Annotated in this window: 15 protein-coding genes; 3 read left to right on the top strand and 12 right to left on the bottom strand. The window is 41.3% G+C overall.

From position 1 onward, the window contains the following. Positions 1-44: 44 nt before the first annotated feature. Together AAW12_RS21485 and AAW12_RS21480 are read right to left on the bottom strand one after the other, a co-directional pair. Entirely contained in the window at positions 45-3,272 is a 3,228-nt protein-coding gene (locus AAW12_RS21485; protein ID WP_046675734.1) for a SusC/RagA family TonB-linked outer membrane protein, read from the bottom strand. Between the two features lie 523 nt (positions 3,273-3,795). Continuing rightward, positions 3,796-4,680 carry an AraC family transcriptional regulator gene (locus AAW12_RS21480; RefSeq protein ID WP_046675733.1) on the bottom strand — a complete coding sequence of 295 codons (885 nt, stop codon included), beginning with the start codon at positions 4,678-4,680 and terminating at the stop codon, positions 3,796-3,798. Positions 4,681-5,177: 497 nt separating this feature from the next. Between AAW12_RS21480 and AAW12_RS21475 the strand changes: the two genes are divergently transcribed. From AAW12_RS21475 to AAW12_RS21465, 3 genes are all read left to right on the top strand, one after another. After that, complete coding sequence (locus AAW12_RS21475; RefSeq protein ID WP_046675732.1) at positions 5,178-6,566, top strand: aminopeptidase P family protein; 1,389 nt, start codon at positions 5,178-5,180, stop codon at positions 6,564-6,566. 73 nt (positions 6,567-6,639) lie between these two features. Next, complete coding sequence (locus AAW12_RS21470) at positions 6,640-8,814, top strand: S9 family peptidase (protein ID WP_053003918.1); 2,175 nt, start codon at positions 6,640-6,642, stop codon at positions 8,812-8,814. 22 nt (positions 8,815-8,836) lie between these two features. After that, positions 8,837-10,510, top strand: coding sequence for a M1 family metallopeptidase (locus AAW12_RS21465; protein WP_046675731.1), 1,674 nt, complete (start codon positions 8,837-8,839; stop codon positions 10,508-10,510). Between the two features lie 261 nt (positions 10,511-10,771). Here AAW12_RS21465 and AAW12_RS21460 read toward each other — a convergent pair whose 3' ends face one another. From AAW12_RS21460 to AAW12_RS21415, 10 genes are all read right to left on the bottom strand, one after another. Further along, positions 10,772-13,003, bottom strand: a complete 2,232-nt coding sequence (locus AAW12_RS21460) for a S9 family peptidase (RefSeq protein WP_046675730.1) — start codon at positions 13,001-13,003, stop codon at positions 10,772-10,774. Beyond that, positions 12,990-14,414 carry an APC family permease gene (locus tag AAW12_RS21455; RefSeq protein ID WP_046675729.1) on the bottom strand — a complete coding sequence of 475 codons (1,425 nt, stop codon included), beginning with the start codon at positions 14,412-14,414 and terminating at the stop codon, positions 12,990-12,992. Before AAW12_RS21455 ends, AAW12_RS21460 begins: the two co-directional genes overlap by 14 nt. A gap of 6 nt (positions 14,415-14,420) precedes the next feature. Continuing rightward, entirely contained in the window at positions 14,421-16,193 is a 1,773-nt protein-coding gene (locus AAW12_RS21450; RefSeq protein ID WP_197084133.1) for a DUF885 family protein, read from the bottom strand. Between the two features lie 31 nt (positions 16,194-16,224). Next, entirely contained in the window at positions 16,225-17,487 is a 1,263-nt protein-coding gene (locus AAW12_RS21445) for an NAD(P)/FAD-dependent oxidoreductase (RefSeq protein WP_046675728.1), read from the bottom strand. 23 nt (positions 17,488-17,510) lie between these two features. Beyond that, positions 17,511-18,509, bottom strand: coding sequence for a 4-hydroxyproline epimerase (locus tag AAW12_RS21440; RefSeq protein ID WP_046675727.1), 999 nt, complete (start codon positions 18,507-18,509; stop codon positions 17,511-17,513). A gap of 38 nt (positions 18,510-18,547) precedes the next feature. Further along, the gene (locus AAW12_RS21435; RefSeq protein ID WP_046675726.1) at positions 18,548-20,005 is read right to left on the bottom strand and encodes an aldehyde dehydrogenase (NADP(+)); all 1,458 of its coding nucleotides are present in this window, start codon (positions 20,003-20,005) and stop codon (positions 18,548-18,550) included. Between the two features lie 169 nt (positions 20,006-20,174). Next, positions 20,175-21,074: a dihydrodipicolinate synthase family protein gene (locus tag AAW12_RS21430; RefSeq protein WP_046675725.1), complete on the bottom strand. Its 900-nt coding sequence runs from the start codon at positions 21,072-21,074 to the stop codon at positions 20,175-20,177. A gap of 400 nt (positions 21,075-21,474) precedes the next feature. Then, the gene (locus tag AAW12_RS21425) at positions 21,475-24,570 is read right to left on the bottom strand and encodes an efflux RND transporter permease subunit (protein ID WP_046675724.1); all 3,096 of its coding nucleotides are present in this window, start codon (positions 24,568-24,570) and stop codon (positions 21,475-21,477) included. A gap of 1 nt (position 24,571) precedes the next feature. Then, on the bottom strand, positions 24,572-25,678 hold the full coding sequence (locus AAW12_RS21420; RefSeq protein ID WP_053003916.1) for an efflux RND transporter periplasmic adaptor subunit: 1,107 nt from the start codon (positions 25,676-25,678) through the stop codon (positions 24,572-24,574). Further along, entirely contained in the window at positions 25,678-26,949 is a 1,272-nt protein-coding gene (locus AAW12_RS21415) for a TolC family protein (RefSeq protein ID WP_053003914.1), read from the bottom strand. The genes AAW12_RS21420 and AAW12_RS21415 overlap by 1 nt, the downstream gene beginning before the upstream one ends. Positions 26,950-26,963 lie beyond the last annotated feature (14 nt).

The following is a 26,963-nucleotide window of genomic DNA, read 5'->3' as shown; positions in this document are numbered from 1 at the left end:
TATCTTATCCAGAGTAATTCTATACGAGTTACTTTTTAATTACACTAAAATGAAAATCCTAATTTAAATCCAATACTTCTTGAAGAAGGCACTGTAGCCTGTTCAAAACCAACACCGCGGCTATCGCTTGACACACCACTGGTTTCAGGATCCAAACGCATTGTATTTGATTTGTGAACCCATAACAATGCCAAATTCGATCCAATCAACGAGACGTTTGCGCGTTTAATCCCTTTAATCTTACTGTAAAGATGTGAAGGAATCGTATAAGTCAAATAGGCTTCGCGCAATTTGAGGAAAGACCCATCAAACACGTAGCTTTCTGCAATACCTCCTGATTCGAACCAATCTTGCGCATTTGTTTCAATAGTATTGGCAATCCACCCTCCTTTACCATCGGACATTGCAAAACGCTCATTACTCATGACGTCTTTACCAGCGACAATAGCCCGTTCACGTACGCCATTGGCGGCGGTGATTTCAGCAACCCCTGTTGTATATGCATGACTCATCGTTTGTGACCAAATATCTCCACCTTTTCGGAAATCAAGCATAAAACCAAAGCTAAAATCCTTATATCTGAAATCATTCCGCATACTTGCTAGATAGTCTGGCGTAACATTTCCAATAATCTGATTAGGTTTAGACATAACCAAACCACTTTCATTTACTTTGATAGCACCTTTCATAGCTCCATCTTCCACACGGTCATATCCAGTACTTCTCAACGCGCCCCAAGCTTCTCCAACAGTTGCAGTATTTGCGATACCCCAAGTCCAACCTAATTGATAGGTTGTTAAATTTAACTGAGGATACAATTCCAAAATTTTATTGCGATCTCTTGAATAGTTTATGGTTGTTGTCCAATTCAGGCCATTTTCATTTTTTAAGATATCCCCTCTCAACTGCAGCTCGACCCCCTTACTTTCAATGTTACCAGCATTTAATACCATACTACTAAATCCGACCACATTGGACGTTGTTACGGGAAGGATTTGCTTCTTCGCATTCTTATGGTAATACGTGAAATCGGCATGAATCCGGTCATTTAAAAATCCAATCTCTGTACCGGTTTCCCAAGAATAAATTGATTCAGGCTCCAAATTATTAATTGCATAGGTCATACTTTTATACATCTGGGCAATACCGTTAAAAGCATTTGCTTGTGCATAGTAATAGTTCCCATTTCTATACGGAGTTGTTGCATTTCCAACTTTAGCGATATTCAGTCGAAGTTTCCAGAACGACAACGCGCTTCCCTTTAAATTGGCAAAGGACGTTGTTGGAATCCAACTTAAACTTGCTGAAGGATAGAAAAACGATTTCGTAATTGTTGAGGACCAATCATTACGCGCTGTCGCATCAAGATAAAGCTGGTCTTTCCAACCAATAGAAGCCTGGCTATAAACAGAATTGGAGCGATTATGCGCGTGGTCCATATTTGTTACTGCATCCCCTATTTTGTTGGTAATCGTATACACGCCTAATACGTTTAATCCACTAGCGCCTAAACTGTTTGATTCAAACTGATTGTCACGGTAATTGGCTCCTACGATTGCTAAAATATTGAAATCGCCAAACTGCTTATTGAAATTGGCTAAGAAGTCCGCATTAAATTCCGAGTTGCTGCTCTTAATTTCATTGAAACTTCCCAGTGGGTGATCAAAATTATAATAGTTCCGTTCGAAGATATTCGTATGGTAATAATCCAATCCTACTCTTCCTTCAAATTTTAAAAATTCATAAGGTTGATAGTATAGGGATGATTTTCCAAAAATCCGATTGGTTTTCAATGAATTTAAAGAATTGTGCATGGTATAAAAAGGATTCATATGATAATTGGAATTCCAATTATAATAGGTATAATTCCCTTGTGCATCTCTTTGATCCCAATTTTTCTTTAAGTCTTGCATATCTACTTGGCGACCAAACCAAATCAAACCATTCATTGGGTTTGCACCATCATATCCTTGCATAATCAAATTACCACTTTCCGTCCTCGTAAAATTAGACATGATATCATATGAAAACTTATCGTTGATCTTGTACTCATTGTTCAATTGAGCAGAATACTTTTTTTGATCCGTGTTTGGCACGGTTCCTTTTTGATCACGAAAAGACAACGAAGCACGAGTAGAGGATCTTTCATTTTTTGCTAACAAGGAAAGGTTGTGATTCTGAGAGTATCCGGTTTGGAAAAAATCTTTCACGTTATTAGGATGTGATATCCATGGAGTCGCTTGTCGAACGCCATTTACCACAGGACTATTGAATTGAGGCAATTGTAATCCTATATCCAACCGAGGTCCCCATGATTCGTCAAAGCCATCGTTAACGCCACCTCCTGCTCCGTCTTTATAACTAAAAGATTTTTGCTGTGCATATTGCTGATAGGTTAAACCGCTGCCTAACGAATTGTAATGATATTCGTCTCCTCGATTTCCTTGACCATATGAGTTTTGATATTTTGGAATAGTTGAGGGTCTATCTATTGAAAAGTTGCCATCGTAAGACAAAAGAACACCGTCTTTCGCTCTTTTTCCAGACTTTGTCGTAATTAAGATAACACCTTTACCAGCTCGCATACCATAAAGTGCTGCTGAACCACCTTTCAGCGTAACAACGCTTTCGATATCTTCCGGATTAATATCATTTAATCCAGATCCATAATCTACGCCGGAATAGGTATTATCCCCCGAACGAACAGCATTATTGGAAATTGGAACACCATCAACTACTATTAGGGGCTGTTGATCCGAAAGAAGGGACGTATTACCACGAATTGAAATCCTCGCGGATGCCCCCACAGCACCACCAAATTGATTAACCTGTACCCCTGCAACTTTTCCGGAAAGTGCACCTGTTAAGCTCAATTGACCAGCATCCGTTAGTTCCTTAGCTTTTACCTCTTGAACCGCCGACCCTAGGGATTTTTTGTCTCTCGTGATTCCCATTGCCGTTACAACAACTTCGTCCAAATTTGTCTCATCCGATAAAAGCGTGACCTGAAGCGAAGTCTGATTGGTCAAATTTACCACTTTACGGTCATAACCCACTGCCGACACACTTAATGTCCCTGCCTGCTTATAGTTAATCGTAAATTCACCATTTTGTCCACTTTGGGTTGCTGTTCCATCTCTTAGCGTGATTGTAACTCCAGGGATAGGTTTCCCGTCTTGGTCGACCACCTTCCCCTTCAAAACTGTTTGTGCGTATACTGCCGAACTTACCAAGACGGTAGCAGCTAGCATAGCAATACTTTTTCTGTTCATAAGTTTAGTTTCAGATGTATTAGTTTATAGTGCTTTTTATAATAACTAAGTTATAAGCACAATGCTTTCATTGTTAACCGAATTTTGACCAGTATTGCCCAATTATTAACCCTAAGTGTTAAATAATCAATTATAGCCAACTCAATTTACAGGAAAAAAGACATTATATGACACAGGGATACAATAAAACCAGATTTATCGAGGTTTTATTACGATTTCTGTAATTTAAATCCAAAAAAGACACAGACCCATCCTCACTCACGGTATTTTAGCACACAATCCGACCATTTGGGTTTAAAAAGAGAACAACAGAAGTCAAAAAAAAGAGAATTACCAACGATTTTTAGCAAATAATCGTAAAAAAAATTACTTTTTAACGCTATTTAGAAAAGTTTGAAAATATCCAAATTCCGTCATCACGAGTTTTATACCGCTGCCTAACCTTATCCCAATTCTTAGTGAAACACATTCAGCAATATAAACTTGTGATGACGCAACAATCGAATATCCATCAGAATCGTGTTTAAATCACAGAGTAAAGTGTTTGTTTATACTGCTGCACGTACTCTTTCGGATTGCAGCCAACGATTTGCTTAAAAACCCGATTAAAATTGGTAATGCTATTAAATCCGCAGTTATAGGCAATAAATGAAACACTGTCCAAGTGATCTTCATTTAACTGGTTACATACTTCCTTGACTCTTATTCTATTGAGATAGGTAACAAAAGTAACACCACAATGCTTTTTAAAATATCGACAAAATGCCTGCGGAGTAAGATTTGCATGGTCAGCAACATCTTCCAGCGTAATTTCGTCTTTATAGTGCTCCTTAATATAATTGCAGATGAAATTAATGCGATTTGATCCGTGCATCGTATCAAAGGCAACTTCCACCCGTTCGTTACAAAGTGCTTCCGCCTCCCGTGAAATATTTGCCAATGCTCTTAATAAATAGAAAAAGTGCATTAACTTATCCATTTGGTCCGCAGATTTTAATAAACAGACCCGTTCTGCTATTTGGGAAAAATATGAATCGGGAACTTTAAACCCTCTTGAGTTGTTATAAATAAACTGATTCAGCGATTCAAATTCCTCCAGCGAAAATAGGGATTTCAGCTTTCCATTTGGATCGAAAAAAATGGAAACGGAGCGAGATTCATTCGAGAATCCGTCCTGGGAGGCAGACTTAAATACATGTGGTTGATTCGCTCCCAAAAAGAAAATATCATTTTCCTTAAAAGGATGTAAGGTGTCCTCCACAATCAAAACTCCCTTACCTTTTTTTATCCACATTAATTGAGCTTCTTGATGTCGATGAAAATGAGGATAAAAGGTTTCTAATACATCTTCTTGTATTGTCAAGCTTTGTCCTCGCATGGTCGGCACATTAAATTGGAGCGTTTTCATAGGTTTGTTTAGTTTATGTTACTGCTTAGTTAACATAAATATAACAACTCCAAAGCAACAACACTACTTTCGAATAAAACATAAAAATAGTATACTAAAATATGTTTAGAATTCGACAATATTTAATAATCCTTTAATTATATCTCAAACAAAACAGAGAATTCGCAACAAAAATAGATGGTTAGCAAAAAAATGGGTTAAAATACAATTAGACATTGATAAATTGTGATAATTATTATTCAATGGAAAGACTGAACTTTATTAAATTTCATTTTTGGTTCTTTTTAATATAAAAAAAGCGATTATATTATTTTGTAACAATGACAATCGCTACTGATCCAAAATAGGCCTGTTAAATTATTGATTTTGAAGCGCACAAATTTTACGATATTCGTATTGGGCAATAATCCCTTAGATAGACAATCCTGCTTCAGGCCGAAGTGGAACAATTCACGATTTTAGCAAAGAAACATTACGTCCTTTAATTTCTATAACTTATGTTCAAAAAAGAAATATATCTTAAACGCCGAAATAATCTGTTATCAAAGATCACAACTGGCAAAATTCTATTGCTAGGTAACATTGAAAATCCGATCAATTTTGAGCACAATACCTATCCATTTCGTCAAGACAGCAGCTTTTTATATTATATCGGCATCAAAAGTCCACGTTTGGCGGCTGTATTGGATGCTGAAAAAAACGAGACCATACTATTTGGCGACGAAATGACAATCGACGATATTGTTTGGATGGGTCAACAGCAGACTTTAGCTGAAAAGGCCGACCTTTCGGGTATCAGCAAGATTCTGCCTTTCAATCAACTCTTCGGCTATCTAAGCAAAGGAAAACAGGAGGATATTCACTATCTTCCTCCTTATCAGTCGCATAATAAATTATTACTAGAGCAGCTAACCGGCCGTACTGCAAATCAGCTCACCCCCTCTGTGACTTTGATTAAAGCAGTCGTCGCACAAAGAAGCATTAAATCGGCAGAAGAAATCCTCGAACTGGAGAAAGCGGTAGATATTGCCGTTGAGATGCATCGTATCGCTATGCGTATGACAAAACCCAACTGTTACGAATATCAGATCAGTAATGCCATGCAGCATTTTGCGCAAGATCAGGGCACCTCCTTCTCCTATCCACCGATAGTAACAAAACGGGGTGAAATCCTACACAATCATATGCAATTTCACCAACTTTATGCAGGTGATCTGCTGCTCAATGATTCGGGTGTCGAAACCGCTATGGGCTATGCGTCAGACTTGACCAGAACCTTTCCTGTAGGAAAACGTTTCACTTCGTTACAAGAGGAAATATACCAGATCGTTTTACATGCGTTTAAAACGGCAGAGCAGCTCCTGACTGCCGGAATCCACTTTAAAGAAATTCATTTAAAAGCTTGTGAAGCGCTTGTAGACGGACTTATACAAACAGGATTTATGAAAGGGAATACGCAAGATGCTGTCGCGAACCATGCCCATGCACTTTTCTTCCAATGTGGACTCGGCCATATGCTCGGCCTCGATGTACATGATATGGAAGATCTCGGCGAGCAATATGTTGGTTATACCGAAGCAGAACCAAAGGATACCCAAACTTTTGGCATTAAATCGCTGCGGCTCGGTAAGAAACTGGAAGTCGGCAATGTGCTAACCGTTGAACCCGGCATCTATATTATTCCAGAACTAACGCAGCTTTGGGAGCAACAAAATTTACACAAAGAATTTATCAACTATGATTTCTTAAATAAACACCTTGATTTTGGTGGGGTTCGTATTGAAGACAATTACTTGATCGAGCAGAATGGATACCGACGTCTCGGACAATACCTTGAACGTGAAATCCAGGAAATCTATCAGCTTAAAGACAATCCAATTGACTAAATAAACTCGTGATAAAACCTTGAAAGTGAACTGAAATCTTTTTCGGGGATTCTTAAAAAAAACAGATAAACAAATGAACAGAATTAAACAGTTAATCTTTATTATCCTTATACTGGTTTTTTATGCGCCAAATTTACTTGTTGCACAGCGATTGTGGACAGATCATGGTGACCAGTATTATGAATTTTCCGACAAGGGAATAGAAACGGTAAATCCGATAAATGGCATGCGGACAGTCTTCCTTTCGCAGCAATTACTTATTCCAAAAGGCGCGACGGCGGCCTTAAAGGTCGAAAATTTTTCCATCTCCAAAAATAAGGAGCTTATTTTGATCTATACCAATAGCAAAAGAGTATGGCGAGAGAATACGCGCGGTGATTATTGGGTTTACAACAAGAAGACCAATCAATTGCAGCAACTAGGCAAGAAATTCCCAGCCTCGCAACTGATGTTTGCGAAGTTTAACCCGCAAGCAGATAAAGTAGCTTACGTGAACAAAGCTGACCATAATATTTACCTCGAGGATCTCGCGAATGGCAGCATTGTTTCGGTTACTAACGATGGTACAGACCGTTTAATCAATGGTACTTTCGACTGGGTATACGAAGAAGAATTTGGCTGTAAAGATGGTTTCCGCTGGTCGCCGGATGGTGCTTCCATTGCTTATTGGAAACTGGATGCCCGCAACATTCGCAATTTCTTGATGATCAACAATACCGATAGCCTCTACTCCTACACCATTCCTGTGGAGTATCCTAAAGTGGGACAATCACCGAGTGCCTGCTCCATATGGACTTATGAACTTGCAAATGAAAAGAGCACAAAGATCAATATCCCCGGAGATCCCAACCAGCATTATATCCCCCGTATGGAATGGTGCCTTGATAGCAAACAACTTATTTTGGAACAGCTCAATAGAAAACAGAATCAGAGCAAGATTTATACTGTTGCGCTTTCCAATAATAAAGCGCAAAACATACATCAGGAACAAAGCGACTCGTGGATTGATATCAAAGCACGGTGGAACAACAACGATCCTTCCGGATGGGACTGGGTTCAAGGTGGAAAGGCCTTCATCTGGGTATCCGAAAAAGACGGTTGGCGAAAAATTTACCAGATCGATCTAGCGGGCAATGAAAAACTGATCATGAAAGCCGATTATGATATGATCAACCTTGATTTTTTCGACCAAAAAAATGAAACTATTTATTTTACAGCCTCTCCAAGCAATGCGACACAAAAATACCTCTATAGTGTGTCTACAAAAGGCGGCGTTCCAAAACGACTGACTCCAGCCTCCTATGAGGGAACCTGCGATTATGATATTTCAAAAGACGGTAAAATTGCCATCTTCAACTTTAGCAACCGGACAACATTACAGCACAATGCCGTTATTGAATTACCGACTCACAAAATACGCGTAGACTTTGAACTGAAACGTGAAAAGAAAGTCAGCGACGGCATTGCGGAGTTTTTTAAAGTTAAAACTACCGACGGTATTGAATTAGATGGTTGGATGGTAAAGCCCCTGGATTTTGATCCCAATAAAAAGTATCCTGTTGTCTTTATGGTCTACGGCGAACCCGCATCACAAACTGTCATAGACAATTTTGGAGCAGGTTACAACAGTCTCTATAAGGGAAATATGGCGCAGGACGGTTACATTTATATTTCGTTGGATAATCGCGGAACGCCTGCTCCTAAAGGCAGTTCTTGGCGAAAAAGCATCTACCGCAATATCGGAAAGCTCAATATTCGCGACCAGGCTCTAGCAACGCAAGAAATACTGAAATGGCCGTTTGTCGACAATTCACGCGTGGCCGTTTGGGGCTGGAGCGGTGGCGGATCAAGCACGCTTAATCTGCTTGGGCAATATCCGCAGATCTATAAAACCGGTATTGCCATTGCCGCGGTAGCCAATCAGTTACTTTACGACAATGTATATCAGGAACGCTACATGGGGCTCCCACAAGAAAACCTGGCAGATTTTGAAAACGGCTCGCCACTGAAATATGCAAAAAATATCAAAGGCAACCTACTCTACATCCATGGAACTGGAGACGACAATGTGCACTATCAAAATGCAGAAGTCCTGATCAATGAGCTGATCAAAAATAACGTGCAGTTCCAGTTGATGTCTTATCCGAACCGCAGCCATTCCATTAGCGAGGGACAGGGCACACATGAGCATTTAAGGACATTATTTACAAACTATCTCAAATTACATTGCCCTCCGGGGGGAAGATAGACTGAATAATTTTTATCAAAAAATGAAAAGAATACTATTATATGCATTGGGTACCTGCGGTCTATTGAGCGCAGGTATACAGCAATCGGCAGCGCAGCTGATGAAAGAAAAAAATGAATTCACCAGAGCGGATTCACTGCGCGGATACCTAACACCACTACGCACCTGCTACGACATCCAATACTATCATCTGGATGTTAAGGTGGATATAGACAATAAATATATTTCAGGTTCAAACCTTTTCCGTTTCAAGGCCACGACTGATTTTAACCGCCTGCAATTTGATCTTTTTGCAAATCTTAAAGTCAATAAAGTCATTTATAAAGGGAAAGAACTTTCCTTTACCAGAGAACACAACGCTGTCTTTGTCGAATTTCCTACTGCGATCAGGAAAGGGACACAGGATGAATTTACCGTGTTTTATGAAGGTCATCCGACAGAGGCTGTTAAAGCGCCCTGGGATGGTGGCTTTGACTGGAAAAAAGACAGCAAGGGCAAGCCTTGGGTAGCCACCGCCTGCCAGGGTATGGGTGCGAGTGTATGGTGGCCAAACAAAGATCATCAATCCGATGAAGTGGACAGTATGCTCATTTCCATTGCCGTTCCCAAGGAGGTGATGAATGTGTCCAATGGCCGCCTGGTCAAAGTAGAAAAGATGAAGGATGGCTATACCAAATATCATTGGAAAGTCTCCAATCCGATCAACAACTACAATGTCGCCATCAATATTGGCGATTATGTTCATTTTAAGGAAAAATATAAGGGTGAAAAAGGGCCTTTGGATGTTGATTACTATATCTTGCGCGAAAATGATACAGCAGAAAAGAAAGCCCATCTTCAAAAAAATGCCAATCAGACCTTAGAGGCTTTTGAACATTGGTTTGGTCCATATCCGTTCTATGAAGATGGCTATAAACTCGTTGAAACCTACCATACAGGCATGGAACACCAGAGTGCCATCGCTTATGGAAACCATTACCAAAATGGCTATCGCGGCGGCGATGCGTCGGGAACTGGCTGGGGACATAAATGGGATTTTATTGTGGTCCACGAATCTGGCCACGAATGGTTTGGCAACAATATTACCTCGGCCGATCTGGCCGATATGTGGATCCATGAAAGCTTCACGAATTATTCTGAAGGTTTATTTATCGACTATTTCTATGGCAAAGAAGCCAGCCAGGCTTACGCGCATGGTATCCGAACTGGAATCCAAAATGACAGCCCCATACAGGGTCCCTACCACGTCAATAAAGAAGGATCTGGCGATATGTATCCCAAAGGCGGTGTCATGCTCAACATGATCCGTACAATGATTGACAACGATGAAAAATGGCGAAATATTCTCCGGGGACTAAACAGCAGGTTTTATCATCAGCAAGTCGATTATAATGATATCGTCAACTACGTAAATCAGCAATCCGGTTTAGACCTGTTAAAAGTATTTGAACAGTATGTACAGCATACCGCCATTCCTACACTGGAAATCAAACAAGATCCTTCGGGGAGAGTCTTGGGCCGATGGACCAGTGAAGTCAAAGGCTTCCATATGCCTATACATATTGGCGTAAAAGGTCAAAAAAGAGAACTTATCCAGTTGGATCAACGTTTCAGACCGATTAAAATAGCCGGTTTAACGAAAGATAATATTGATATCGATACGTTCAACTATTATGTTGGCGTATTGGTCGAATAAAACGGATTCAAGGTTACAGACATAAAATAAATGCAACGCCCCGGAAAGTAAGTCACTTTCTGGGGCATTGTATTTATTGAACCACTCTTATCGCTTCATAAGTATTCCCAATTGGACCCTTCATGACTTCGCAAACACCAAAAGCAATGAAAGCAAACTGAAGGTTCCTTCTGTCCAATAAGATCAGGTACTTTCAGAAAAAATAGGCAATAAACCTACATTACTGGATCATTCATTATAGGATCATTAGCCTACTAACGATCAATACTGACTCCATACAGGCGGGTCTACGCCAAGTAGATGTTTAACAAAATAGTCCCTCCTTTTTCGTTCACCATAATCTCCCCCAGAAGAATGTCCCATCCCAGGAACCATAATAAAATCATGGTTCTTACGCGCTTTGATCAAAGCATCAACCAATTGGAAAGTGGATGAAGGATCCACATTATCATCCAGTTCTCCAACAATCAACAAAAGATTTCCTTCCAGCTTAGCGGCATTTTCAATATTGGAGCTCGCTGCATATTCAGGTCCTACAGGCCAGCCCATCCATTGCTCGTTCCACCATATTTTATCCATTCGGTTATCGTGGCAACCACAGGAGGAAACACCAACTTTGTAAAACTCCGGATGGAATAACAGCGCGCCCGTCGAGCTTTGACCGCCAGCCGACGTTCCATAGATCCCTACTCTACCGATATCCATGTATTTGTATTGTTTCGAAGCAGCCCGAATCCAGGCGATCCGATCGGGAAAGCCCGCATCTTTCAGATTTTTCCAACAGATATCATGAAAAGCCTTTGAACGATTTGACGTCCCCATTCCATCGATCTGCACCACGATAAAGCCCAATTCCGCCAATTCATACATCCCACTTGGGTTGCTGTAGAATGATTTGGGCACGAAAGAACTATGCGGTCCCGCGTAAATATATTCGATGACAGGATAACTTTTTGCAGGATCAAAATTGGTCGGTCGAATAATAATACCCCAAATATCCGTTGCACCATCACGTCCCTTGGCTTTAAAGACTTCCGGAGCACGCCAGCCTACCGTTTCGAGCAAACTGCTGTTTGTTTTCTCCAGTTCCATGATAAGACGACCATTGTTGTCGCGCAATACTGAAATTGGCGGCTGATCGACTCGGGAATATGTATCCACAAATTGGGAATAGTCTTTATTGAAAAAAGCTTGATGATTTGCATTTTCTTCCGTCAGCAGTTTTAAGCCCTTTCCATCTAAACCGATTGAATAATAATGGATCAAATAGGGATCTTCCTCTGCATTCATACCACTGCCTTCAAAAATGACCGTTCGTTTGTCAGCGTCGACATGTACAACTTTCCGAACCACCCAATTTCCCTTTGTGATTTGATTTTTCACTTTTCCAGTAGATCCATCATAAAGATACAGGTGGTTCCATCCGTCACGCTCAGAAGCCCACACAATTTCCTTTCCATCGGCTAGATCCTCCCGATATTTCTTACCGCTATAATCGATAAAGGTCTTATTTTGTTCTCGGATCAAATAACTGGACATACCGCTATTGGCATCCATTTGCATGACACCATAGACCTGATGCCCGCGTTTGTTATACTCGAAGGTAAATGCTCTACTGTCATCTCGCCAGGATAATTCCGAAAGATAAAATTGATTCGGTATAAGCTCCGCATCAAATACCCACAGTTTATCTTTTTCGAGATCATATAAAACGGGTAGTTTTTGCGCTAATTCGTCACCAGGTTTGACATAATCTCGTGTCTGAATCTTTGGCTGTAATTGATCTTTAGGGGAAGATTCAATAAGCGTCAGTTGTCTGATCTCTATTTTTTGTGTTTTTACTGTAGCCAATTTCCGGCTATCCGGTGCCCATTGAATATCATTGCTATAGTAGTTTGACGTATTACCATCAAACGTAATTTGTCGCGCCTGATTTAAGTTTCCCTTCTTTGCTAAGAAAACATTATTGTTGCGGATAAAAGCAACATGTATTTTATCTGGAGATTCAACTTCCCGATAGGTATTTCCTTGTTCACGCTGCCCCCAATATCGCGGATTGCGCTCTTTACTTCCACTTGCAGCGCCCTGGCTCAATTGCGAGGAACGGCGGTTCCAGATCCAAAAGTAGCCCGCGATGTCGAGCGACACTTGATCTTGATCCATCAATTTTATCTGATCATTGGAAATAACGCGATTTTCGACTTTTCGTTCCAGCTTTTCATCCACCAAGGAAAATACCTTCGTTAGATCAAACAGCGGTTCTTTTGTTTTTGCCTGGGGATTGACCAAAATGTACTCTTTTCCCTGCGCCGTATTTCGAGCATACCAAAACAGGTCCCCCCGATCATTCCAATAAAACTGCCCCGGTAGATTTTCGATTTTATTGGTCAATTGTTTTTTTAGGTTTTGTGCACGGGTATAATCTACCAAAGTTCCTTGACCAAACAGAAACTGTGCAGACAACAACAAAACCACTGTATTAAGAAACTTCATATTTTCTTCGCTTAGGATTGATTAAATAATAGATCGGGATACCCAATAGTGCAATGATAATGCCTGGCCAGGTATAATTTGGTTTAAAAATTACCATCAAGCCGATAAAGGCTAGCCCCATCAGAATATAAAGAATGGGAAGAAAAGGATATCCAAATGCTTTATAGGGTCTGTTCAAATCTGGACGCGTGATACGGAGGCGAATAATACCTGCAATTGCAAGGACATAAAAGATCACGACCACACAGGTAATCATATCCAATAAGTCACCATATTTTCCGCTCAAACACCATATTGACGCAGCAAGACACTGTATCCAGAGGGCCCAGGCGGGTACCGCATGTGCATTCAGCTTGCCTGCCCTTTTAAAAAACAAACCATCTTTAGCCATGGAATAATACACCCTCGCACCGGCCAGGATAATTCCATTATTGCAACCGAAGGTACTAATCATGATCATAATGGCTATAATCGTGATCCCAAAAGGGCCGAATACTTCTTGTGCCACACTCATCGCTACCCGATCCTTTGGTGCGTTGACCATAGCTTCCAAAGGCAATATGCCCGTATACATTAAATTGGTCAACAGATAGATGACGGTGACCAGCAAAGTCCCTAATGCCAGACTCAATCCGATATTGCGTTGCGGATTCTTAATTTCGCCCGCTACAGCTGAGGATGAGTGCCAAGAATCGCTACTGAAGAGGGCTCCGACCATAGCCGCAGAAAAAGCACCCATTGCTGAAAACCCATCATAAGATGTGTAGGTTCCATCCACATTTAAGCGGCGCATGGACCAAAGCGAAATATTGTCCCAGTTCAAAGCCCAAACTTCATGTTTCAAAGCCAGGAAGCCAAAGAGCAACAAAAGCAACAGGCTCCCAATTTTGATCAATGTAATGGATGTCTGCACACGCTTTCCGCTATTTACACCCCTTGAATTAATGTAGGTTAATACCATAATGACCGCAATGGCCAGCACCTGTGCTGCCGAGACGCGGTAATCTGACCATTCAAGCAGATAGACATCTTCGTCCATAAAGGGGAAAAGGTAGGCAGTGAATTTAGCGAACGCAACGCCGACGGCGGCGATTGTCGCGGTTTGTATCACAGCAAAAAATGTCCAGCCAAATACAAAACTCAATACGGGACCATAAGCCTCCCGAAGATAAATATATTGGCCACCGGCCTTGGGAAACATCGCGCTGAGTTCACCATAACTCAATGCAGCTGTTAAAGTCATAAATCCACAGATTAGCCAGACAACCATCATCCAACCCGCAGAACCGGTATTGCGTGCGATATCTGCAGAAACGATGAAAATTCCAGAACCAATCATACTTCCAACAACAAGCATCGTTGCATCGAGCAATCCCAGCGACTTTTGAAAAGTTTGTTTTGACTCACTCATAAACACCTAGTTGTTAAAATGATAGAATTTCCAATTTGTCTCATGGTCTGGTTTTAATTGCTCGCCTTTGATAATCGCTCTTAGCATTTCCATGGGCAGGTAATTTTCTTTAATCACACGATCATGAAAATCAGCAAATGACATTTTACCCTGATCAACCACCTCCTCTTTGATCCGCATCAGTTGTAATCCGCCGACCAGATAAGCCAACTGGTATAAGGGATCATATGAACCTTCAAAAGACCTCTTTACTTCACCATGGGCATTAGCAGACTCAAATCCCACCCTGTTTACCAAGTAATCTATGCATTGCTGCGGCGTCCATTCACCCAAATGAAATTTAATACTAAAGGTTATTCGCGCACAGCGGTGCATACGCCAAAATAACATTCCTATACGCTCTTCGGGAGTTTTGGCAAATCCTTTACTATACAATAATAATTCCCAATAAAGTGTCCATCCTTCTGTCCAAAAGGGTGTATTAAACGCTTCCTCGCGATAAGGCTTGTAGCGCCTATTCATAAAATATTGCAAATGATGACCGGGGACCAATTCATGCTGCACAGTACCGCGGGAGAAATAAGGATTATTACCACGCATACTCATCAATTTTGCCTGTTGATCCATCGTGTTGGTTGGATATGATATACTAATTTCCCGACCACCCGTAAAAAAAGGGTTGACACGCTGACGTTCTGGGGTCATCATGATCATTCCCCAAGTTTCATCTGCCAGTTCAGGAATATCCATGAGTTTATTTTTTTGAATAAACTGCTGTGCATCGTTATACAATTTCAGGATGAGTTCCGGCTGTTTCCCAATTGGAACGTAGGAGTTTTTAACCTGCTCCTGTGCTGCCCGCCAGTCGTCGCCAAACCCCATTTCACGACTCGCTTTCAATAACTCTGCTTCACACCATTTAAACTCTTGATCAGCCAATTTTAGCAGATCGGCAGCTGTATAACTGATCATTTCAGCTTTGAGTCTTCGGTTTATTTCTTTTTCGCCAATGGGCACACCCGCAATCTGGCTACCATCATCAAAAACTTTCCGGTCGCTTTTTGCGGCTAATTTCTCCTTATAATCCGACAATTTACTTTTCACCTGTTGAAATATGGCGGGTACCCACCAGGTAAATTCAGGGTCGTACCCATTATAGAAATCGAAGGTGCTTGTTATCCTTAAATCCAAAGAATTTAATAGGCCAACCAAAAAGTTCACATCTGCATCAGGAATATTGGTCTTTTCTTGCAAAGCGGTTATCGATCGATCGATTTCATCGACAACCCGCGTCAGCTCTTTCGCGACATCTTCTCCCGCCAAACGTTTTCCTCGACGACGTTCCTTTTCGAGTTTAAATATTCGTTGTGCAAAAGGTAAATACAGGGATAACCTGTTGTAATTCGACTCATGTTCTTTCAGTGCAAGGAGATCACTTTTTAGTTTGCGCTTCAGTAAGATAAAATCCACCTGCCCAGATGTTTCAAGTTCTTCATAGGGAAATTTGTCCAATTTGTTCAAATATTCGTTATCCAAACGTTGAAGACGAGCCAGCTGTTCGGGCGATGCTGCAGCCTGTTGATTGCCCCAGCCTTTGGGCATCGGACCATAGAAATAGTTGATTGCCTCAACATCGTGCCCGTATTGCACGATATAAGGTTCTAAAGGAGTTGTATGGTCGTATAATTTCATCTTTTGTGCATGTGTGGATACCGGGAATAGAAAGAGCAGTCCATAAAACAATGTTTTGGGGGCTTTAAAAGAAAAAGAACGATTCATAATTTAGGTGTTGGTTTATATCATAATTTTATCAGTCGAAACGATCTGGCCTAAAACCAGCGATTTCAGACTCTATTTTCTGTCCTGCCAATAAATCTGCAACAACTTTCCCATAAGCAGGGCCCAGGCTCAAGCCCATCATACCACCCCCACCGGCAACCAGGACATTATCAAATTTTTTCAATCTTCCCAGATAAGGCAATCCATCAGGCGAGCAGGGTCTGTAACCATACCATATTTTTTCGCTTGGGTAATCGACCTTCAATTCTGGATAATATTTAGGAATAGATTCTACAATTCCGCGGACGCGGTTTTCATAAATCCGGTCATTTGCCGGTCCCAATTCCATCGTACCGCTGAAGCGGATCTGACCATTCATGGGGGTTACCGCAACACGGGCCTCCAGTAATAATGCCGCATGATTCAGGGTCTGCTCGCCCTGGGGCTGATACATAAAAGAATATCCTTTTCCGGGCATAAGCGGTGTATTCACATGCAACTTTGAGGTCAACTGGGGCAAATAAGCACCGCCGGTTAACACAAAAGCATCTGCCTGAAAACTTCCCTTATTGCTAATCGCCTCTTTCACCCTATTTCCGGTTGTTATAAATTTATGGACTTCAGTTTCTTCGAAAAAAGCAACACCTGCGGCTTTCAGGTATTGAATCAATTGCTGCATTAACTTGGGAGGATATAGTTTTCCATCGCAGCGATAAAGTATAGCACCCAATACATCCAGTTTCAGGTTGGGTTCCAGTTCTTGAACGGTATTTCCTTCCAGGATATCGACATCGAGTCCGAGGTCCTGTGCACGATGTGCCAGCTCAATCTCCTCATGTTGCATTTCTTTCGATTTATACATCATCAGGATGCCATTCTGCTTCAGTTCAAAATCAAAATTATCTTCTTGGGCCAGTTCGTCATACAAGCGGCTGCTATAGAGATTCAGGTCACGTATGGCGGAAGCATGTTGCTCCACATGCGTGCGGTTGGCATGTTTTAGGAATTTCAGACCCCAATTGATCAACCGCGGATTGAGCGAAGGTCGTACATAAAAGGGGCTTTTACTATTGAACATCCACTTTATTCCTTGCGCGACTATCCCGGGGGCTGCCAAGGGCGTAAAATGACTGGGGACGATCATGCCTGCATTGCCATAAGAACAATTATTGTCCAAAGTATTTTTTTCCAGGATTTTCACATCCCAACCATCTCTCACCAGGTAATAGGCCGAAGCAAGACCAGCAATTCCAGCACCTATTACAACAACTGTACCTCTATTATTTTCTTTCACGTTGCTCTTTTCTTATTAATGTATTAAATCACCTGAAAACCGCCAAAATAAGGATCTTCATCATCCAAAAAAATGGTGTTATATCCTGTTATCCGTGCCCAGCCTTCGATGGACGGCACAATAGCAGGCTTACCATCCACGGTTGTTTCCGCTTCAATTTTGCCGGTAAATTGTGAACCAATATAACTTTCATGTATAAATTCCGTTCCTTTTTTAAGCTTCCCTTTCGCGTACCACTGCGCCATACGCGCCGAAGTACCTGTACCACAAGGAGAACGATCCAAGGCATTATCGCCAACCAGTACGGCGTTTCGTCCGGACGAGTTGGGAAGCGTTGGATTACCTGTCCATTGGATATGTGTCAACCCATGAATATTCGCATCTTCGGGATGAACAAAAGCATATTTTTCGTTGAGCAGTTGACGAATTATTTTGCCATAATGGATCAATTGGCTCGCAGAATAAGAACTGATATCGTCAAAATTAGCCTGCGGATCAATAATACCATAGAAATTGCCACCGTAGGCAACATCGACGCTGATAATTCCTAAATCTGGACAGTCTACCGTTAGCCCTTCAGCATATAAAAAAGACTTGACGTTAGTAAGCTTTACGCTTTTCACCTTAGGACCCTCTTGAACATAGTCGATATGTACAAGTCCTGCCGGAGTTTCCAACCTTAATTTTCCGGGAATTTTAGGTTGAACGAGTCCCTCCTCGATGGCAATCGTTACGGTACCGATCGTTCCGTGTCCGCACATAGGCAGACAACCACTGGTCTCAATATAAAGAACGCCGATATCATTTTGCGGATCAAATGGTGGATAAAGCATACTTCCACTCATCATGTCATGTCCCCTTGGTTCAAACATCAATCCTTTGCGAATCCAATCGTACTCACGTATAAAATGCAATCTGCGCTCCATCATGGAATTACCCGCTAGCAATGGGGTTCCCCCTGCAACCAATCGTACGGGACAACCACAGGTATGCGAATCAATACAAAAAAAAGTCTTCTTCATTTCTGATTCCTTGTTGTTTATATGGTCATTTATCTATATTATGCTTTCGTCCATTGTTGATTGACCAGACGATCAATTTGTAATGGGTTTCCGTCTTGTAGCTCTTTAGGCAAAAACTCATTCGGCCAATTCTGGAAGCTAAAAGGTCGGACGAACCGTTTTACCGCATCTGGCCCTACCGAAGTAAAACGAGCATCTGTGGTTGCGGGATAAGGTCCGCCATGCTGCATGGCATACTGAACCTCTACGCCTGTTGGCATGCCCTGGAATAGCAGTCTTCCACATTTGTCCTGCGCCATTGCAAAAAGAGCCGGGCATTCGCGCATGTCCTGCGCTGTAGCTGCGAAAGTCAGGGTAATCTGCCCATCAAGCTGTTGCATGACAAGATTCATCTCATTTTGGTCGGCACAGGATACAATCAACCCAAAAGGTCCAAAAACCTCTTCCAGCAAGTTGGGATTGTTTAAAACCTGACTGGCTTCAGTTTCGACAAGCACAGCCCGGGCAAAATCATGTGGTGTATTATCTTCCCCTTCTTCCAATACGCTGATCCCTTCCGATTGAACCATTTCGCCTTTTAGGCGATTGTAACTATCCAAGATACCGGCATGTAACATTTTCCCTGTAGCAGCAGTTTTTAGTTCGCTCTTTAAGGCCAGTTTGAGCCGATCAAACGGTTCGCCCGCCAAGCCTACCAATACGCCCGGATTGGTACAAAACTGCCCTACACCGAGGAGTAACGACCCAATATACTGCTTTGCAAATGCTTCCAGATGATTAGCGAGGTAGTCTTGCAAAATAAAAACCGGATTTACGCTTCCCATTTCAGCAAATACCGGAATAGGTTCAGGTCTCGACTGCCCTAAATCAAACAAGGCTTTTCCGCCACGAAATGAACCTGTGAATGCCACAGCCTTTACCTGTTTATGGCTAACCAACTGTTGTCCAACAGCGAATGAATCCGACAGCACATGATTAAAAACACCAGTTGGAACGCCCTGTTTTGAAACCGCACGATCAATGGCGTCAGCCATTAATTGGGAGGTTTTAAGATGCGCAGGATGAGCCTTTACGATGACTGAACAGCCGGCACCAATGGCACTTGCAGTATCTCCGCCAGCAGTTGAAAAGGCGAAAGGAAAATTACTCGCACCAAAGACGACCACCGGACCAAGTCCTTTATTATATTTCCTTAAATCAAATTGGCCATTTGGATCCCGATCTATCCGAGCTTCACTGTATAAACCAGTACGAACGGCATCGGCATATCGACGCCATTGATTGACTGTTCTCGCCTTTTCACCCTGCAGTCTTCCCAAAGGTAGTGCGGTTTCCAAATGAGCCGTTTCAATCAATATTTCGCCCAATTCCTCAATTTCAGCGGCAATGGCATACATCAATTCCGCTCGTTCGATGACATCCGTTTGTTGAAGAAACTGAAATCCAGCCTCCGCCTGTTTTACGACGTAATCAATCTCATTTTCGTTTCTATCCATTCCTTTTGTTTTTATGGTAAGTAGTATCTTCAAAAATCATTAAAAACCTTCCCTATATTTTCACTCCTTGCGGTTACTCAATATAATAAGAAGGTTCTTTTCGTCTATTTTTACGTGGTCCTAAAAAGAATATTTCCTGAACTCCCATCCAGAGAGTTCAGAAGCATTCCTATAATTGTGGTCTCGTTGCGATTGAATCTGCAATAATTTTTTTCACACGTTGTTCTTCCTCACCGATCAACGGTAATCTTGGCGCGCGTGTATAAGGTGTTGAAATTCCTTCAGCTGTAGCGGCCAATTTAATGTATTGGACCAATTTAGGATGAATATCCAATTCCAACAAAGGCATAAACCAACGGTATATTTCTACCGCTTTTTTATATTCACCAGCTTTCACAAGATCATACATAGCCACTGTTTCTCTTGGGAATGCGTCCACCAATCCGGCGACTAACCCATCAGCCCCTAACATCAAGGACTCGAGCCCCAAGGTATCTACACCGGCCATAATCTTTAATCGATCACCAAAACGATTTTTCAAACGCGTGATATTGGTTAAATCTCGTGTCGATTCCTTCACTGCCTGAATATTTGGCTCCAATAAGAGTTCTTCAAACATTTCCAGCGATACATAAGTACTATAGTCAACAGGATTATTATAGATTAAAATTGGCAATTTAGTACTTTGTGCAACAGCACGAAAATAAGCGACAGCTTCTCTATCATCGGCTCTATAGCGCATTGGTGGCAATAACATCAAACCATCTGCCCCCAATTCCTCACTGGTCTGCGCCACTTTGATCGCAGCAGCCGTTGTATTTTCTGCAATATTTAGCAATACGGGTACACGACCACCAACAAGTTTCAACGCATAGGTCAATAAATCATACTTTTCTTCCGTACTCAAAACACTTGCTTCCCCCAATGATCCAGCGATAATCAAACCGTGAACACCTCCATCCAATTGTGCTTCAATGTTTTTACCAAACATATCAAAATCCAAATTTCCATTTTCATCAAATGGTGATAACATTGCAGGATAAATTCCTTCCCATTTAAATTGTGCCATAGCGTATTATTTAATATTTCTTTATCACAAATCTATTTGGAATAGCGAGGTCAGTCTTCTTATGAATTAATCAACACTGACCTAATATTGACCTTTTCTCATAAATACAGATCATGAGGAACCAAAAGAATGGTTTTTTAATTTTAAATAGAGATTTATAACTTATTTCAGCAAAACTTCAGATGAGTGCTTTTTAATTTGAGATTCAATCTCAACAACTTAGATGTAAGTTCAACATTTATAATAAGATTTACAAAAAAATAGGGTGTAAAAGATATATATATATTCGCTTCAACTTTGGATTGCTATTACGAAACGTACTGCTGCATGTTAAAAATAACAAAGGTTGCACTGTCAGACAGGCAACCTTTGCATCGTATATAATAATTAAAATGGGTAACTAATCGCGACTTTGCTCTTTATAAGAAAAGTAAAAAACAATAGGTAATACTGAAAACGACAGAATCATACAAATAATCAATCCACCAACAATCATAATCGCCAACGGTTTTTGGATTTCAGACCCCATTCCGTTTGAAAGTGCAGCTGGTAATAAGCCCATCGCCCCCATTAATGCAATCATTAAGATGGGTCTTATGCGGCTTTTGACAGCTTCATAAATAGCTGGTTTCAAGCTCATTTTATTCAACAGATTTTCTTTCATAATACCGATTAAAACAATACCATCAATCGTGGCTACGCCAAAGAGAATAATAAATCCGATACCCGCCGAAATTCCAAATGTCGTTCCGGTAATCCACAAGGAAATAAATCCACCAATAAATGCAAAGGCTAAGGTCAGCGAAGAAATCAGCGTATCTTTGACATTGCCAAAATTGGCATACAGCAAGAGTAAGATCAAAATCAACGAAATTGGCACAACATTCATCAGTTGTTTTGTTGCCCGTTCTTTACTTTCAAATTCTCCGGCCCACACAACCTTATAAGATTTGGGTAGTTTAACATCTTTTTCTATCTGTTTTTTCGCATCGGCAATTGTGCTTCCCAAATCTCGACCTTCAATATTGAAGCCAACACCAATATAGCGGGAATTCCCTTCTCTGTAAATAAATGCCGGCCCCGTATGATAATCTATTGTTGCGATCTCCCGTAGGGGTACTTTCTGATCATTCATCGTAGGAATAATGATATTTCCGATCTTCTCGGGGTTGTCGCGGTATGATTTTTGGAAGCGCAGACGAACATCAAAGATCCGCTCATTTTCGTAGAAATGTGTCACCGATTGCCCCCCGATAGTCATTTCGATCACGGACTGCACATCTTTGGTTGAAACGCCATATTTAGCCATCTTTGAATCATGCAATTGAATACGGAGTTCAGGCAGACCTATATTTTTAAAAACATTGACATCCGTAATGCCATTGACCTTTTTTAGTGACTCTGCAAATTTATTGGCCTTATTCTCTAAATCTTGTAAGTTTTCACCAAAAATTTTGATCACTAGCGGGCTTTTTACCCCGGCCACATACTCCTCTACATTATCTTGAATCGGCTGACTAAAACCGAAGTTGATTCCAGGAAAAGTCTGCAGGCTATCCCGCATCTGACCAATTAATTTCTCTTTGGATAGTTTACGTTTCCATTCCCCCTCGGGCTTCAATTCAATATTAAATTCGATATTAAAAAATCCTGTTGGATCCGTGCCATCATTGGGACGGCCTGTCTGTGTCATTATAAAGTCGATCTCGTCAAACTGATTCATCAATTTTGTTTTCATTGTTTTCGTCAGCTTTACCGATTCTTCCAGATTGACACTATTGGGTAAGGTTGCGCGAACATAAATTGCACCCTCATTCAGTTTTGGAAGAAACTCGGAACCATAATGGCTAAACCGAAAAATACAGACGAACAAGACAACCATAAAAATAGACAATGTCCATTTTGGATGGTCAAAAGCCTTTTTAAAACCTTTAAAAATGGCATTACGGCTGACTTTAGTGATCTTATTTTCATCTTCTTTGATGTTCTTTTTTAATAAGTATTTACACATCGCGGGCACATAGGTTAAACTCAGGATCAAGGAACCCAACAAGGCGTAACCGAGCGTAAAGGCTAGTGGCGAAAACATCTTTCCTTCCACCTTTTGAAAAGAGAAAATAGGAGTCAGTGCGACAATTAAAATCAATAGTGCAAAAAAGATATAGCCTGCAACAGAACCTGCACTTTTTTTTATGATCCCTAGCTTGGAGATTTTATTAAAGCGTTCCGTCCCAAGCCGATGGGCCTCTTTTTCCAAAGAGACAAAAACAGTCTCCACAATGACCAATGTTCCTTCGAGCAAAAGTCCAAAGTCCAACGCACCCATGGAAATCAGATTGGCCGGCAAACCTTGTATTTTCAATAATATAATCGCAAAGAGGAAAGCCAGTGGAATGACCGAGGCAACAATAAAGGTTGTCTTCCAGTTGTTCAAAAAGATAAAGACAATAATCGAAACCAGTATAACCCCTTCTATCAGGTTTTTGGAAACCGTATGCACAGTATTATTCACCAGTTTTGTGCGATCTATAACGGGTTCAATCTTGACATTTGCAGGTAAAATACGTTGGTTTAGCTCTTCAATTTTTGCCTTTAGCCTTGTGACGACAGCCGAAGGATTTTCTCCCCGCAGCATAATGACTATTCCCTGTACAAGATCATCTTCCTGATTGAGCCCCACTTGGCCAAGTCGTGGCTTTGCGCCCAGTTCTATTTCGGCTACATGTTTGACTAAAATCGGTGTATTGCCGACCACCTTGATCAAAATATTACCGATATCGTCGATCTTATCCAATAAACCTACCCCTCGAACGACATAGGCTTGATTTCCTTTCTGGATCACATCCCCACCGACGTTTATATTCGAACGCGATACGGCTTCATACACATCCAGTGGCGACAAATTATAATTGGCCAGCTCCGTAGGATTGATCTTTATTTCATAGATCTTTTCCTCCCCTCCAAAGCTAACGACGTCCGCCACACCCGGTACCCCCACAAGTTCTCTTTCGATCACCCAATCTTGAATGGCAGAAACTTCTTTAATCGGAAGATTGCTCTTTAGTACATAGCGAAAAATTTCTCCTGTAGCACCCGAAGGTGGTTCGATGGAGCTTTCCGCGCCATCCGGCAAATCGATGGAACGCATTTTATTACCCGCATACTGCTGGGCATAAAAGTCCGCTACTCCATCCTCAAATTGGATTGTTACAACGGATAAGCCAAACAAGGAGATCGAACGAACATCCGTTTTCTTTGGGATAGTATTCATCTCTTTGGTTACCGGTAACGTGACGAACTTCTCTATTTCTTCAGCACTACGTCCCGGCCATTGTGTGATAATCCTGACCCGTGTATTGGTGACGTCGGGGAAAGCTTCAATCGGTGTATGCAGGTAGGCGTATATCCCGCCGAACAATAATGCCAACGTAAAAAACAGGACGACCAAGGAGTGTTTCAATGAAAATGAAACAATATTTTGTACAACTTTCTTCATCCTATCTATTTATCAATTCATCAAATACAATCAGCTCATTTTCTGTCAACACCTGATCTCCTTCGGCTATTCCTGTTTTGACAAAAGCATAGGTTTCATTCTCAGCAACAATATCCACAGGCTTTACGGACAGATCGCAGTCATTTTTGTACAGCACCACGAAATTCTGGTTATTATGCAGAATGATGGCATCTTTGGGAATAGCCAGCATCTGCTGTTCTTGTCCTGAAACAGCTTTTTCCACCAATACATCCACACTCATGCCCGGCTTTAACCTCAGGTCTTTGTTCAACAACTTCACGCGCGCCTTGACGACACGTTCTTCCGGATCAAAGAAATTGGCAACCTGATCAATATAGCCATCAAAAGATTCTCCTTTATAGGCTAAGGTGGTAATTTTGACAGGCGCACCATTTTTCACAAAGGGTAAATTATTTGCATAAATATTGACCGAAACCCATACTTCATTCAGTTTACTTACTGAAAGTAATTCGGCATCATCACCCACTGTCATACCAGGACTCACCTTTTTATCAACTATATAACCCGCTTTGGGTGCACGGATGTAAAATAGGCCATTTTCTGATGATCCATTGAGCAGATTCATATTGGCCTTTACATGACGTATTCCGATTTGTGTGGCTTTCAATTCACTTTCCATCTCTTCCAGTTCCCGTTGGGAAGCCATACCATCTTTCAGTAGACTGCGAAGACTTGCCAATTTACTCTCCACCAAGCGCTTGCTATTCTCCAGCTCACGCAGCTCCTTTCCTAAATCATTGACCGAGGTCCCTTTAAGCGATACGAGAATTTGTCCCTTCTCCACATAATCACCCATCTTGACGGAGACAGACTGCACGATACCGGGTATCGGGCTCTTTAGTGCAGCAAGCTCATCCTGATCGTATTGAATGACCCCATTTAAAGCGATCTGTTCAAATACCACCCGCTTCTGTATTGAATCAATTTTAATTTGGTTTTTGAAATCTGCGCTGAGGCAAAACCCTTTGGTTGGCGGCGTAACCTGCTCTTCATTTTTCGTTGATTGACAGCTCCACAATAAACATATGGACATGAGTGTCAGTGGCATTAAAAAGTTCCCTTTCATTAGACAATATCCTTTCCGATTAAATACGTCAATTCTTCCTTATACTGAAGGTATTGTGCCCTGCGCTCCAATATTGATTCTTTGTTTTCCATGTAATTATTGATAAAGTCTATAAATTCAACGATGGTCAACCGTCGTTCTTGAAAATTGCGGACATAGCGTTCAAGTGCGACATTCAGTTTATGATCAAAGCCTGTATCCATCGTCTTCAAACTAGTTTCAAGATTGCTCAAACGCGCCGAAAGAAAGTCGATCTCTCGTTCTATATCGATACGAAATTGCGCGATTTCAACTTTATTTTTCTCAAGTTCCAGTTCAGCAACTTTGATATTCCCCTGGTTTCGATTAAATAAAGGAAGATCCATAGCAACACCCAGGCCTATAAAATCGCGCATGATATTTCCGCCCCGGTCATAATTCATTGATACCTTGAGATCTGGTGTACGTTCTGCTTTTTCGATTTCCAACTGCGCATTACTTTTCTTCCAGGTATTGTGGATGATTTTATAGTCGCTACGGTTTTCCAGGGCCATCATTTTCCATTCCTGTTTCGTCCCCAGGAGAAAAAGTGGCATACCTATCGTATCCGAAATGTAAAGTGCAGTCCCCTTATCTCCTAGATAGCTCGCAACTGCATTCATTTTTGCAATTTTTTCCTGCTGGATTTCGTTAAGTTTATTCCCAAACGCAATCGACTCACTTTCAATCCTGAGATAGTCCATTTCACTCACATTGCCTTCTTTCCATTGATTTTGAAAGGACTTCGCTAGGGTCTGAAAAATATCGACCTGACTACTGTATAATTGTTCTTTTTCCTGTAAGATCTGTAGTTCGAGGCATTGGCTCCGGAGATCATATTTCAAATTCCGCAATAATTCTTCAAATTGAAGCCGGGCATTCTCTTTTTCCAAAAGCTGCAATTGCACTCTTTTTTTCCGTTTCCCGGCCATTTCAATCGTCTGTTCCAGCTCAACAGCCAGCTGCTGATATTTACCATAATGACCGATCAGCGCAGGAAAGGATTCACTGCTGGAATTTTTCCAAAGATTTACCTCTGAGATTGAGATGGTTGGATTGGGCCAGAGCTTTGCCTGAAGCACTGCTGCATCAGCCTGTTGTATATGAAAACGTTGTGCCATTAAGCTCAGGTTATGCGCAAGGAACACCTGTTCAATCTCCGATTTTCGTAAACGGCTTTCAACCGCTTCCTGTGAAAATAGTTTGCTACTCAGGCCAAGAAGTAAAAATAATGTAATACGTAGCTTTCTCACTTAATTTTGAATTT

Source organism: Sphingobacterium sp. Ag1, assembly GCF_000988325.1.
Taxonomy (GTDB): Bacteria; Bacteroidota; Bacteroidia; order Sphingobacteriales; family Sphingobacteriaceae; genus Sphingobacterium.
Note: the sequence above shows the minus strand (reverse complement) of the source record. Positions and strands in the feature narration are given on the sequence as shown.